General features: G+C 58.6%; 10 protein-coding genes and 1 pseudogene. 7 read left to right on the top strand and 4 right to left on the bottom strand.

The window, feature by feature from the left end:
• The first annotated feature begins 81 nt into the window (after nucleotides 1-81).
• From ACNAOT_RS23190 to ACNAOT_RS23180, 3 genes are all read left to right on the top strand, one after another.
• Nucleotides 82-699 carry a recombinase family protein gene (locus tag ACNAOT_RS23190; RefSeq protein WP_193594592.1) on the top strand — a complete coding sequence of 206 codons (618 nt, stop codon included), beginning with the start codon at nucleotides 82-84 and terminating at the stop codon, nucleotides 697-699.
• 392 nt (nucleotides 700-1,091) lie between these two features.
• Nucleotides 1,092-2,501 carry a purine-cytosine permease family protein gene (locus ACNAOT_RS23185; RefSeq protein ID WP_193594593.1) on the top strand — a complete coding sequence of 470 codons (1,410 nt, stop codon included), beginning with the start codon at nucleotides 1,092-1,094 and terminating at the stop codon, nucleotides 2,499-2,501.
• Nucleotides 2,498-4,177, top strand: coding sequence for an amidohydrolase (locus ACNAOT_RS23180; protein WP_193594594.1), 1,680 nt, complete (start codon nucleotides 2,498-2,500; stop codon nucleotides 4,175-4,177). The genes ACNAOT_RS23185 and ACNAOT_RS23180 overlap by 4 nt, the downstream gene beginning before the upstream one ends.
• 138 nt (nucleotides 4,178-4,315) lie before the next feature.
• On the opposite strand, the gene ACNAOT_RS23175 is transcribed toward ACNAOT_RS23180, so the two are convergent.
• Nucleotides 4,316-4,456: a hypothetical protein gene (locus tag ACNAOT_RS23175; protein WP_193594595.1), complete on the bottom strand. Its 141-nt coding sequence runs from the start codon at nucleotides 4,454-4,456 to the stop codon at nucleotides 4,316-4,318.
• A 342-nt stretch (nucleotides 4,457-4,798) separates the two neighbouring features.
• On the opposite strand from ACNAOT_RS23175, the pseudogene ACNAOT_RS23170 reads away from it, so the two are divergent.
• Nucleotides 4,799-5,185: pseudogene (locus ACNAOT_RS23170) on the top strand (solute carrier family 23 protein); the annotation flags it as partial.
• A gap of 301 nt (nucleotides 5,186-5,486) precedes the next feature.
• On the opposite strand, the gene ACNAOT_RS23165 reads toward ACNAOT_RS23170, so the two are convergent.
• Complete coding sequence (locus ACNAOT_RS23165; protein WP_193594614.1) at nucleotides 5,487-6,326, bottom strand: polysaccharide deacetylase family protein; 840 nt, start codon at nucleotides 6,324-6,326, stop codon at nucleotides 5,487-5,489.
• A gap of 349 nt (nucleotides 6,327-6,675) precedes the next feature.
• On the opposite strand from ACNAOT_RS23165, the gene ACNAOT_RS23160 reads away from it, so the two are divergent.
• From ACNAOT_RS23160 to ACNAOT_RS23150, 3 genes are read left to right on the top strand one after another with little or no spacing between them, the layout of a single operon-like run.
• Nucleotides 6,676-7,992 carry a hydantoinase/oxoprolinase N-terminal domain-containing protein gene (locus tag ACNAOT_RS23160; RefSeq protein ID WP_193594596.1) on the top strand — a complete coding sequence of 439 codons (1,317 nt, stop codon included), beginning with the start codon at nucleotides 6,676-6,678 and terminating at the stop codon, nucleotides 7,990-7,992.
• Complete coding sequence (locus ACNAOT_RS23155; protein ID WP_193594597.1) at nucleotides 7,989-9,074, top strand: DUF917 domain-containing protein; 1,086 nt, start codon at nucleotides 7,989-7,991, stop codon at nucleotides 9,072-9,074. The genes ACNAOT_RS23160 and ACNAOT_RS23155 overlap by 4 nt, the downstream gene beginning before the upstream one ends.
• Before the next feature lie 52 nt (nucleotides 9,075-9,126).
• Nucleotides 9,127-10,593, top strand: coding sequence for a PucR family transcriptional regulator (locus ACNAOT_RS23150; protein WP_227471755.1), 1,467 nt, complete (start codon nucleotides 9,127-9,129; stop codon nucleotides 10,591-10,593).
• A gap of 191 nt (nucleotides 10,594-10,784) precedes the next feature.
• On the opposite strand, the gene ACNAOT_RS23145 is transcribed toward ACNAOT_RS23150, so the two are convergent.
• Entirely contained in the window at nucleotides 10,785-11,609 is an 825-nt protein-coding gene (locus ACNAOT_RS23145; protein WP_420181227.1) for an aspartate/glutamate racemase family protein, read from the bottom strand.
• On the bottom strand, nucleotides 11,606-12,895 hold the full coding sequence (locus tag ACNAOT_RS23140; protein WP_420181226.1) for an MFS transporter: 1,290 nt from the start codon (nucleotides 12,893-12,895) through the stop codon (nucleotides 11,606-11,608). The genes ACNAOT_RS23145 and ACNAOT_RS23140 overlap by 4 nt, the downstream gene beginning before the upstream one ends.
• Nucleotides 12,896-13,103: the final 208 nt, after the last annotated feature.

The raw sequence follows: 13,103 nt of genomic DNA, 5'->3' as shown, positions 1-13,103 counted from the left end.
CATATGTGACGAACTCTGGATTCGCCGAGATTCGCGATCCGATTGTCACTTTAACGAACGTATAAATGACAGGAGTCAATCGTGTTCGTCGGCTACATGCGCGTCTCGAAAGCCGACGGCTCCCAAACAACCGACCTGCAGCGCGACACACTCCTTGCCGCCGGCATCGGCGCAGACTCACTCTACGAAGACCGTGCGTCCGGCAAGAAAGACGACCGTCCCCAGCTGGCCTCCTGCCTCAAAGCGCTACGCCACGGGGATACCCTGGTCGTCTGGAAACTCGACCGACTGGGCCGGGACCTGCGCCACCTGGTCAACATCGTCCACACCCTCACTGAACGCGGCATCGGACTCAAAGTCCTCACCGGCCAAGGCGCGGCCATCGACACCACCACCGCCTCCGGCAAACTGGTCTTTGGAATCTTCGCCGCCCTCGCCGAATTCGAACGCGAACTGATCTCCGAACGCACCCTCGCCGGCCTCGCCGCCGCCCGCGCCCGCGGCCGCAACGGCGGACGTCCGTACAAAATGACTCCCGCAAAACTTCGCCTCGCCATGGCATCCATGGGCAAACCAGAAACAAAAGTCAGCGACCTTTGCACTGAACTCGGCATCACCCGCCAAACTCTCTACCGCCATGTATCACCGACCGGAGAGCTGCGCACCGACGGCCAGAAACTCCTAACCCACGGGAACTGAGCTCCGCCACCGCTGGACATGGGGTACTGCCCCGCACTGTGGTGGAACGCTCCGTCTGCCAAGGACTTGGATCTGGGTGGTTCCGGGCGCGTAGTGGCTCCCCCGGAATACCCGCTCGACCGGCAAGCACCACGAAACAACAGAACTAGGCCCTCTCACCCGAAGGCTGTCGGTTCCCCGATGTAGCAGTCGAGAGCAAAGCGTCATGGTCATCTGATTTGCAGATGACTCGAATCGCAATTCAATGGTTTATGTGATGCAACTCACGGGCTTAAGCTTTCGGGTGAAGTCAGTACCCACAAGAATAGAGGAGTCTGCGAACGCCCATCCGTTCGCAGATCCTGGCGAATCGGACAACTTCAGTGTCCGCTACCCCGCACTTAGGAGTGCCCATGCCAGAGAAAACCGATATCGTTAGAGATTCGAACGGAAGCACGAAGCTTGTTAGGTTCGAACGCCGCCATATCCGCCCAATTCCGCTCAACGAACGCCACGGAACCAGTCGTGGGCTCTTCTTCGTATGGCTCGGAATCAATATGCTCCCGCTTACGGTTGTCACCGGCGCGCTCGGACCTACACTGTTTGGCCTGTCACTCGGCTGGACGATTGCTGCAGTAGTGATCGGTAATGTCATCGGTGGATTCGGCGCCGCTTTGCACGCTGCCCAGGGACCACAGCTCGGAATTCCTCAGATGCTGCAAGCCCGCGGGCAGTTTGGCTATTTCGGCGGGAGCATACTGGCGCTCATAGCACTCATTATGTTCCTCGGCTTCTTCGCTTCGAACCTCGTCGTTGCCGCCCAGAGCTTTTCAGCCGCGTTTCAGAGTGACTTGATCAACCCGGGCATCATCGTCTGTGCGGTAATCGCGCTCGGGGTGGCGATCTTTGGATACGACCTCGTGCGCAAACTCATGGGTGTGTTCTCGATCGTTATCGGGGTACTCGTCGTGATCTCCATCTTCATCGCAGCGTCAAACCCTTCGACGTTCGAAGGACATAGTGACCTCGGCTTCAGCGTGGCGGGCTTCTTCGGCATGCTCGCCATCGGCGTCACCTGGCAGCTAGCCTACGCACCGTACGTCTCCGACTACTCGCGGTACCTGCCGCGCGAGGGCGGCGCGAAGCAGGCGTTCTGGGCAACCTACCTCGGCCTAGTCGCCGGGACCGTACTCGTCATGATCCTGGGAGCCTTTGTAGGCCTCACCACCACTGACGGTGACGCCATGGCTGCGCTCGGAGGACTACTGGGCGGATTTGGTCCAGTCGTGCTCTTCGCATTTGGAATCGCCTCAGCAGTGATGAACTCGTCCAACATCTACTCCGGCGTCATGTGCTCTCTCACCGTTTTCGAGACCCTCTCGTCGAAGATTCGTGTTGACACAGTCAAAAGGGTCGTCATGACAGTCATATACGCTCTTCTCGCCATGCTCGGAGCGTTGTTAGGCAAGGACGACTTCCTCGTCATCTTCGGCAACTTCGTCACCATCTTGCTGTACGTTCTTATTCCCTGGTCGGCGATCAACCTGGTCGACTATTTCATCCTGCGCAGAGGCCACTACGAAGTGGATGACATGTTCCGCCGCGACGGCGGAATGTACGGTCGTTGGGACCGGATCGGGTTGGTGAGCTACCTCGTAGGTATCCTCGCGCAGGTCCCGTTTATGGTGACCACAATGTACACCGGTCCTTTGGCGGAGCCACTTGGTTTCGTCGACGTTGCTTGGATGGTTGGGTTCGTGGTGCCGGCGATAACTTACGGCTTGTGGAAGCGCTTTGCGATCGCCAAGGTCCTGGTGGCATGAGCGCTCCAAACCTGCTCATCACGGGTGCTCAGCTGTGGTCTCCTGAGCGCAGCTGCGCCACAGCGTTGGCCGTCACGAACGGGGTTGTCACCGCCGTCGGCAGCGATGAGGAGATCCTCGCGCTTGCAGTTGCGGAGACCGAACACATACAAGCGGCGGGGGCTGCTGTATTGCCTGGTTTCCACGACGGACACATTCACGCCACAGCCGGTGGTCTGGCGCTTCTCGGTTGCAATCTGGACGCTGCACATTCACTCGAGGGATATGCCGGGATCATTCGAAATTTCGCCCTGACGAATGACTCAGAATGGGTTGTGGGGTCCGGTTGGTTCGGCGACGTATTTACAGGCGGGCTGCCCACGCGGCAGTTACTCGATGAACTCGTGCCGGATCGGCCTGCTGTCTTCACGAGCCATGACGCGCACGGAGTTTGGGCCAATACGGAGGCTCTCCGCCGAGCTGGCATCACCCGGGAAACAGCTGATCCGGCGGCAGGCCGGATCGTCCGTGGCGAGCAGGGAGAGCCGACTGGCGTCCTCATGGACGCCGCCGGCGAGCTGGTTTCCCGGCTCATCCCTCCGCATCGACCCGAGGATCTCCGCCGGGGGCTGCTGACGGCCCAGCAGCACCTGCTCTCCCTTGGCATCACGGCGTGGCATGATGCGCTCCTCGGCGCCTACTTAACTCTGCCGGACTCCCTTCCGGCGTATATCGAGACAATCACAGAGGGTTCGCTGCGGGCCCGGGTGACGGGTTCCATGTGGTGGCCGCCGGCGGCCGGACCCGACTGTGTCCCGGAGATACTCGAAAAGATTCAGGCCGCCGCTGAGGCGGGCTTCAAGATTCGCAGCGTGAAGATCATGCAGGACGGCATCTGCGAGAACTGCACCGCCGCACTCATCGAGCCCTACACAGGAGTGCACCCCGAAGTCCGGGGTGATTCAGTCATCAGCCCCCGGCATCTCGCGGACATCACTGCGGAACTTGATGCGGCGGGACTGAGCATCCACTTCCATGGCGTTGGAGATCGTGCTGTCCGAGAGTGCCTGGATGCGGTCGCCCACGCCCGGCGCCGCAACGGCCCGGGGCAACGACACCAGATAGCTCACCTCGACGTCGTCGATCCCGCCGACATCGGTAGATTTGCCGAGTTGGAGGTTACGGCCAATTTGCAACCGCTATGGGCGAGGAATGACCAGGAAGTTCTCGAGCGGAAGTTCCCGCTTATCGGGGACAGCCGGGCGCGCCATCACTTTCCTTTCGGCGCCCTCCGAAACGCCGGAGCGCACCTCGCGATGGGCAGCGATTGGCCCGTAACCAGCCCGGACCCCTTGTGGGGACTGCACACCGCGTGTACCCGCACAGCCCCAGCTGCGGACCATCACGCCTTCAACGCTGAATCGCGCACACCCGCGCAGCCGGAGGAGCGGCTGAGCATCGACGACGCGATCCGTGCGTACACGCTCGGGTCGGCCGAGGCCTCGGGCATCGCCAAGGAGACCGGCAGTCTTCAGGTTGGGAAGCTGGCGGATCTGGTGGTTCTCACAGGGCCGATCGCGAATTCCGAAAGCTTCGATCAGGTGAGGGTGGCACGGACCATACTCGGAGGGGAGACGGCATACCAGAGATCCCAGACAGCACACAGAGCCGAGGTACCCGGCCGCAGCGGGCGATGACAGCGACCCCCCTCGTTCTGGTGCCAACGGCCCGCGCGGGGAGGGTTATGCCGGCGGATGGGAACTCTTCTGTGATGCAGCCAACCGCCGGCGACCAACTTCGGTATTCGTTAGCACGTTTGAGGGATGACTTGAAAGTTAGCCGCGCAGCCACAGGCTTCCTGCGCCGTGAATGTCTTCGGCCGACCAGATGAGGTCAACGCCAACTGTCCAATCGGTCATCGGGTAAGGGGCCAGCACGAGTTCAACCAGCTCACCCGAGTCAATCCCTTCCTGCACCAGAGGTGTTTCGGCATGATTGCCCAGCCCAAGCCCCTTTCGCAATGGCGGGAGAACCTGGGCGTAGCTATGCATGATCCAGCTCGAGGGCGTCAGCCGGTATTCATTGGTGGGGAGATGACTGCGATGTGGTCCAAACACCAGTTGCCGGTACTGATTCAGGAGCGAAAGTTCGATCGGGCCGGTTTGGAAGCCAACGGATGTGTGCTCGCGACAACGCTCGCAAAGGCAAGATCGCCGAGACGCCAAAAGGACAGCGGCTTATCCCCATAGCTTTCCGCCGGCGCCAACCCCAGAGCAGCATCAAGGACTTCCGCCGGCACGGCTTGCCTCTCAGGTGTAAAAAGCCGATGGGCCATCGCCGCAGCTGGCGTTCTGCTATTTCCAAAGGTGCCGGCAGTTGAGGCGGTCATTCCCATGCCTGTCCTTGGCGGAGCCGCCATGGTTCTCTTCGGCCGCGTCGCCGCAGTGGGGATTGGAATCTTGGGTCAAGCCGATCTACACAAGTCAGGAAATCTTCTCATCGTCAGTGTCAGCCTGGGCTTGGCCATGATCCCTGTCAGCAAGCCCGGCATCTTCGGAGAATTTCCTTCAGGGCTGCAAATCGTCGTCGACAACAGCATCGTTCTAGCATGTGTCGGTGCCATCGTGTTGAATCTGCAGTTCAACGTCGTCGGCACGAAGCGCAGCCACGCATTGACCAACACTTCCCAAGTGGAGCACTCCTAGCGGGGAGTATCACCGCACCTAAAGGATGCACTTGGTTCGGCACCCGTCGGTCCGTCGCCGGCCCTTCCTTGGTTATCGCTTCGGTTATGGCCCTCGGTGGTAGTAGAACAGATGTGAGGACACGGTCCTAACGTCCGCCGTTTCTTCGCCGACTGCTCCCCGAGAGACGGAGTGACGTTCAAAAGCCGACTCTCGGGGGGCAGTTCATACGGTCCGTTGCCGGAGGTCCTTCATGCGTTGCTGCTGCGAGTTTAGCGGAATGCAGTCATCCGTCCAACCAACTGACTAGGACCATTTTGGGTCAGCGCAGCGTGCCCTGCCGGGCTCCCCACTTCACCACGGCGTCGTTCACCGTTGAGAATTCGGCTCCGTGTTCCTTTGCCCTTCGGATAATTCTCTCGAGGATACGCAGACGGCTTCCCCTGCCGATTGACTGGGGGTGGAATGTCTGTGTGAAGACGCCGGTGGGGTGTTCCTCGATCATGAAGTCCAGGTCCGCCATCCAGCGCTGGGCCATTGCTTCGACGTCGGTCGATCCGGGCACGAGCATCCCGGGAGCCAGAACGAACTCCGTGAATGGGAAGTCGGCCAGGGTCCACGTTACGGGGACCTCCACGAGGTCTAGCGTCGGTCCGAATTCGACGGCTTTGTCAGTGTGGATAATGTCACCGGTGCGGCACTTGTACAGCTCGAAATCATTGGCCATCATGCTTGAGTCATAAGCGAAACCGTATTCATGGAGAAGCCGCGTGGAATTGGGTGAGAGGTCAAACGCTGGTGAGCGGTAGCCGTAGGGCTTCACGCCGAGGACCCGGTCCAGCGCATCGAGCCCCCGTTCCAGCACATCGCGTTCGGCCTGCTCCGAAAGGGCGGTCGGGCCTTCATGAGCGTAGCCATGATGCCCGATCTCGTGACCGGCGTCCCGGATACGTCGACACACCTCAGGATAGGTATCCACGTCCATGCCAGGGATATACCAAGTACTCTTCACACCTTCTCTTTCAAGAAGGTCGAGGATGCGAGGCGTTGCGACGTTCGCGCCGTATTCGCCACGAGACACATATTGCGGCGTGGTAAGGCCGAAGGTGCCCGCCCACGCGGAGATAGCGTCGAAATCGAAAGTGAGGCAGATAGTTGCCATGATGTTCAATTCTCCTTAACTGTTAATCAGGATGTGCGACGGCCATGCGGCGTACCGGTCGGCCCGGCGCCTGCGGTCCATAAAGGTTGTCGCTGCGCCCGTCTTCCGGTTCTGCCTTAGGTTATAGTCAAACCCGGAGCGTTGCCTAGGTGTAGCTTCAAGCCCGAGCGTATAGGGGCTATAGCGTAGACGAATGATTTCTCAGAATGTTGAACCGGTCGGTGATGCCAGTCATCGGCCACTTGGAACCGGCTAGTAGAGGGTTGACGGATAGTGAGGCGCGTTCACGGAAACGTCTGGAGGCGTTGGTGGTAAGCAACAATTGGCCCAGACAGCAAGAAGCTGATCAATGAGAGTCGGGTTGCAACTACGGGAAACTGGCTGCCGGACGGTTGTGCTAGAAGGAAGGACTGTGCTGGCTGCCGCTAGGGAGGTGGAAGCTGCCCGCCTTTCGGATGCTCTGGATTCGTCCTTTTCCGCGCTTCGCCGGGAGTTTGGATCAGATATTGAGGAGATCACTGCTGATGTTGGACGAGTTCTAGAGCAGCGGCAGTTAGGGAAGGTCCTCGCGGTCCGTATCTCACCCCGTCCCCCCGCTGATGCTTTCCATGCGACCGTACTGCCGGCTCAAGTAGAACCTGCCCTAACCCAGGTTGTGCACGTCACCGGTGGACATGATCTGCGTGGACGGCCCCTCGCTCGGTTGGACTTGGAGGGGTTCTTGGCCGACCTCCCAGCCTTGCTCGCCTCGGATGTGCGAAATGTCGCCATTACATCAGTAGGTTCAACTGCTTCAAAGGACCATGAAACCCGTATCGCCGACGCTATTTTAAGCCTCGACAGTGAGATGCGCATCAGTATTTCCAGTGACTTCTTTTCCAGCGTTTTTAGGGACCGCGACTATACGGCCATCCTCAATAGTTCTTTGATGGAGAGCGGAGAAGAGCTGGTGGCTATGCTTGAAACTGCGAGTCGCCGGTATTTTCCGCAAGCTCTCCTGTCTTTTGCAAAGAACGACGGTGGCCGATCCCCCCTCCCCTGGCTGACCGCCGTGCCAGTACACGGACTGCGTGCCGAGACAGCGATGGGACTTCTCGGTGCTGCCACTTTGGCGGGAGTCCCTGAAGGGGAAGTGATTCTGTCGACTGACGCGGGGGTGGGCGTGGGCCGGACGCGAAAGGGTCTACCCGTTACTAGGAGCCTCATCAGCCAAGGTTTCGAGGCCGGTCTTGCGAGCAACTCCGCCATTTTGGAACCCTTCACTGTCCAGCATGCGATTCCTGTTGGTATACCTTCCGTGATTGTCGACCTCCGCGGGATACAGCAAGACCCGATGCCGTTCGGCCTAGTGGCAACCCTACGCGAGAAACACATAGCTCTGGTGGGGTCTGCGGTGGCGCCGCTAACTGCTTGGATCGACAGGCTGGAAACTTTCAACGGACCCGCTGACCTTCAGCGCGTGCAGAACCAGGCTGAAGAGGATGCCCGATCGGCAGCGGTGCAGTTGGGCGTAAGCCCCGAGCAAGCCCAAATCATTGAATCAAATGTTTTTGCTTTGCCTTATGGCAACCCGGGAATCGTTCGAGTCCGAGTGCAAGCGGCAGGGGACAGGTCTACTAACACCGAAAAGGTACTGCCCTTGCATCGGCGGAGAGAGGCCTCATGAGGACTTTACTTACAGCTGATGATGTCAGCAACATTAGAACCGGCGCCCACTTTTTAGCTTGCACCATAGATCCCACCACTATTTACCTTTACGAACAAATGATCACGCGTGCCATGGAAGACCAACCCGTGGAACTTGTCACCGTTGACGAACTTTCAGCGGATGATCTGGTGGTGGCAGTCGGGATGGTCACGCAGGGCCTCTCCATAGCCGATATGCCCCCAGTAGGCGATGAATTCTTGGCCTGTATCAGTGACATGGAAGTCCGTCTCGGGCGAGAGGTCAAGGCCGTTTATTCACTGGCTGCTGCTAACTACAATGGGATCATCCCTCTGATGGTTGGCCTGCAGTCCGCCCTTCCGGTGATCGATTCCGATCCCATGGGTCGCGTTCTTCCTCTGATAAGCCAGACTACACTTGCCATGGGCGGGGTCGGGATCAGCCCCGTCACCCTTATGGGAGTCACCGGGGAGCGGGCTCTTGTAGAAGCTGATGACCCACAGCGGGCGGAGACTTTAGTACGTGCTCTCGTAACAGAACTCGGCGGATGGGCAGCCACCGCTATGTATCCGTGCTCCGCGAAGCAATTAAAGGAGCATGGAGTCCACGGATCCGTCACAAGAATGATTCAAATCGGGCAGATCCTTAACGCCCGTACGACGTCGGTCGAGAAAAAGATCCTTTTGCTTTCAGAGCTCTTAGACTCGACACGAATTGCCCGTGCCCGAGTGAGCCATATCGAGAGCCTTTCGCGGCCCACGGGGCCAGGCCTGCCGGCGCAGCCGTCCAGTGTAACCCTCCAAGATGAAAGCACAGGACATATCATCCGTGCTGAAATTCAAAACGAGATCCTGTTAGTGCTTGTGGATGGCGCTGTAACGGCCGCGGTCCCTGACATGATCACACTGCTCAACTCCGAGCAGGGCACAGTCGTTAACGTTGATGACATCCGCGTGGGGAACGTGTTGGATATCCTTAAATTGAGGGCCGCGCCGCAGTGGTATACCTCCGCGGGATTTGATTTAGCAGAGCCCAGGGCGTTTGGGATCCCGCTCGAGCACCCAAGGCGACGTCATGGCTAGATCTAAAAACGAATCCCAACTATACGTTGACAGTCTCTTAGCGCACGGGTCATTGAGCGGCACCACGCCGCTCTATCTCACTGGCGCCCGCGCCTTGATTGAGAGCGTGGTTCTCGTTTCGCAGCTTGAGGATATCCAGCGAGTGCGGCCCAATACAGTTGTCGTTTTATCCGCAGAAATGGGAGCAGGGGGATGGCTGGCTTCTGCGGCCCTTCGACATGCGTGGGAGCGGCGTGCTAGCGCTGTCATCGTGGCGGGCAGCACTTATGCAAGTGGTGTAGTCGTGCTGGCAGAGCGGTTGGATATCACCCTACTAGCTACGCATGGTGATCCGGCGGGCCTTGCCCTGGCACTTTCGGCTGAGATCGGCGCTGCTCTTTCCGTGGTTGATGCCAAACTGGCCAGGGTTGCCCAGGCAGTGGCAAAGGAAACGAGCGTTGGGGAAGTTGTTAAGACGGTTTCCCGCGAACTAGACGGAATCGGAATTTCACTTGAATACGGGGATATAGTCGTAGCGTCGGCGGGAACGTCCCAACGTACAGCAGTGGACGTTATCAGCGTGGAAGTAGGTACCGCTAGTAGCTCCTCCTTTAACTTCGCACTAATGGCGCACATGCCTAGTTCCGGCCGCAGCAATCCCCTGATGGTGCGCTCGATTTTGGAGGTGGCAGTCCCCGCGGTGAAGGCTGCCCTACTGTTCGAGGATCTGGTTAGCGCTGACAGGGCTGTTCCCACTGCCGCGTTTGGTTTTCTGGCGCAAGATTTTGTTGCATCTGGAGCAGAGCTGTTGGAAACCCAGGGCCGACTGCTGGCGGAACTGGGATGGCGTTTGGACGAACCCTATGTTGCTGTCTTTTTTTCCAGCCGTCGGGCTGAGGGATGCGGGCCTGAGTTAACAGCAGTCCTGCGTCTGCTTTGGCGCAAAGTAGCTGTCCGCAGTCCGCTTGCCGAGGTCCAGGACGGCTGGCTGGCCATCGTTCCTGCTGGCCGTCTTGAGGTTGGGGACCAGCTTGAAAATAGAATTGAGGTACGGCTTGGCGCAGCGTTGTTTGCGCTGAATCTGACCGCGGGGCTCTCGCGGTGGCGGGAGGAGCCCACGTCATTGCCTTTGATCGTGCATGAGGCACGGTTGGCTGCTGCAGCCGCTTCGCCTGGCAAAGTGCTGGGCTTTGCCAGGCTGGGAGTATCGGCCGCCGCAACCTTCGTTGATGCTAAAGCTATCGCCCTTGTAGCAGAATTGACTCTGCCGCGACTGATGGCCTGCGACGAAAGGGACGTGATTATTGCGGCTGTGGCAGCGTTCCTTGACCATCATGGCTCCGTCAGCCTCGCTGCTAAGTCTTTGAACGTACATCGGAACACCCTTCAGGCAAGGCTCCACCGCGCTAGGGAACTCGGTGTCCCGCTCGACATGCCCTCCGAGTTGCTTTCCGTTCACCTGATCCTTAACGTCCTTCGGCGGTCTTGGCAGGATCTGCCGGGTAGTCAGAGTCTTCTTGAGAAGGAAGAATCTATGTGATCCCTGTTAGCAGGGTCACCTTCGCCAATGCGGCAATCAGCATCATGCTTCGATGTTCAGGTGGCCGCGTTGCGATCTATCTCAGCTATTATCCTGCTAATAGCACTGAGGCCCTTCACCTCAACGTTTTCCTTGGCAAGGTAAAGGGCCTCACGGGCGTTTCAGCATAAGCCGAAAGAGCATGGCAGCTATTAAGCGAGTACCGATTTCGCCGAAACTATGTTTTTTGGCTCAAGCGCAGGGAAATAGCGTTGCCGTTCCTCGACCGAGGGTCCGTCATATCCCACCCGCTTGCTATGAGCCCACCCGAATCGACGGACTGAGTCAACGAGATGTTCGGCGTGCTTGAGAGGCGCTACCGTCGCGTCTATCACAGGTACGCCCAGCTCGTCTTGAACGTTTTGGAAAAAACCGAACTCTGCCGTGCAGCCGAGTATGATCACATCTGCGCCGTCCTGCTCCACCGCTCTGCGGGCTTCGCCCATGATCCGATCTTCCGTCACAGCCGTGTCCTGTTGAAAGTCGTCGACGCCCATCTCGAGCACCCGCCAGGAGACCACTCGTTCAGATGCGCCGCAACGGTGGACGTTCTCGGCCATTTCGGGAATCCACTTCTTCCGTCCGACAAGGATGGAGAACCGTTCTCCCAAACTGCCGGCAATGCTCAATGCCGATTGCGCCGGGCCTACAACCACCATGCGCTCGGTGATTTCGCGTGCCGCCCGCAGCGCGGGGTCGTAAAAACAACCGATGACGGTGGCATCGTAGCCTTCTTCTTCGGCCCACCGCACCGTGCGCAGCAGTTGCGGAAGCATGAGTGCCTCGAAAGCGTTGTATTCGACATGGGAGGGACCCTCTCCGACAAGGGAGACGACGTCAACTTCGGTCCCGGGACGGACTATCTGGCGGAAGGAATCCGCCATCGGACGGTTGTAGGCATCAGTGTAGAGGGGGTTGATCCATAGGATGCGGGTACTCTCCGAGACTGCATCCATGTTCGCGAGTGTAGTTGTCACTCCAGTTCACGTCCTTCTGTTTCCGGCAGGAATAGGCCGAGGATGACGGTTATAAACAAGAACATATTGATAAAAAGAATCGTCGACGTGGCTCCCGTAGTGGAGGCCAAGAGGAAGCCGACGAGGCTGGGCGCTATTGTGTTTGCAACCCGCTGGCCGAAGATGCCAAGCCCGAAGCCCGAGCCTCGGGTGGCGGAGGGGTACAACTCCCCCATCCAAGTGTCCCAGACACCCCAGGCCCCCAGGCTAAAGAAGGCCAAAACAAACATCCCGATGTACATTTCGGTCTCTGTTGAGGCCGTCGCGAAGTAGGCACCGCCGCCACCAGCTGCCAGGACGTAGATATTGAAGATCCACTTGCGGCCGAAGCGTCCGGTCAGGTACGAGGCGGTGATGTATCCGGGTATCATCATGACTGCACTCAGGGCGATGAAAGAGAGACTCGACGAGGCGCTCAGTCCGCGATCCTGGAGCAATGTCGGCATCCAGGTTTGAAGGCCCCAATAGCCCCAGGAGAAGGTGAAGTTAATCAAAATCTGAATAACAGTAATGATGCCAAGCTTGCCCTTGAAAAGACTCCAGATGGATCCCGTCTTGCCCTCAGCAGATGTAAAGATGGTGTCTCGTGAGATCCCTCGGGCTCCCAGCCGTTGGAGCACCTGGTGTGCGGCCTCGTTCCGGCCTTTCCGGGCAAGCCAGTATGGGGATTCCGGAACAACTTTGTACAGGACGATGCCCCAAAGGCTTGCGAGGGCACTGGCAGCGATAACCCAGCGCCAGCCGTGCCCTCCGACCAGCGCGCTGGTACCGAGGGCGGCCAAGATGCCGATCGGCCATCCGGCGGCGAGATAGACGGATGCTTTTCCGCGGCTTTTGACGGGGAGCAATTCTTCGAAGTACGGGAACGTGATGGTGAATAGGCCTGAGAATACGAGGCCTGAGAGGAAGCGCGCTACGGTGAGCGTCTCGAAATTGGGGGCGAAGCTGCTGAGGAGGGTGATGACGCCGTAGCCAGCGAAGCTCCAGGCGCACGTGGCTTTTCTGCCGATGCGGTCGGCGATCGGTCCCCATAAGAGGGATCCAGGAATCATGCCTAGGAAGAGTGCCGAGATGGCAATGCCTACCTGTGTTGGGCCGATCTGGAGACTGGTTGCGAGATCACCGGCAACGTACGTGAGGATAAGCATTTCCCAAGCTTCGATAGCCCAGGCGATGAAGAGGATAGCTCCGATTTTGACGTGGATGGACCCGAAGGGCATGTCGCGGAAGGCATGTCCGACGGCCATACGGCCAGGGGGGCTGGCGGTTCCCGCTGATTTTGATAGTTGAGGGTCAATATTAGACATGTCTTGGCCTCCGATGTTATGGACAGGATAAGGAGTCCCGATTGCTGTTGAGAGCTAGAAAAGTTGGCGTTCAAGGCAAGTGCTAGCAGCTGCGCTTACAACACTTCTGTGAGTGACTGACTTCACAATACAAACATGGGCAGTTGGT

The organism is Paenarthrobacter sp. TA1.8, from assembly GCF_048595705.1.
Lineage (GTDB): Bacteria > Actinomycetota > Actinomycetes > Actinomycetales > Micrococcaceae > Arthrobacter > Arthrobacter nitroguajacolicus.
The sequence above is the reverse complement of the archived record's forward strand: the minus strand, read 5'-3'. Positions and strand labels throughout refer to the sequence as shown.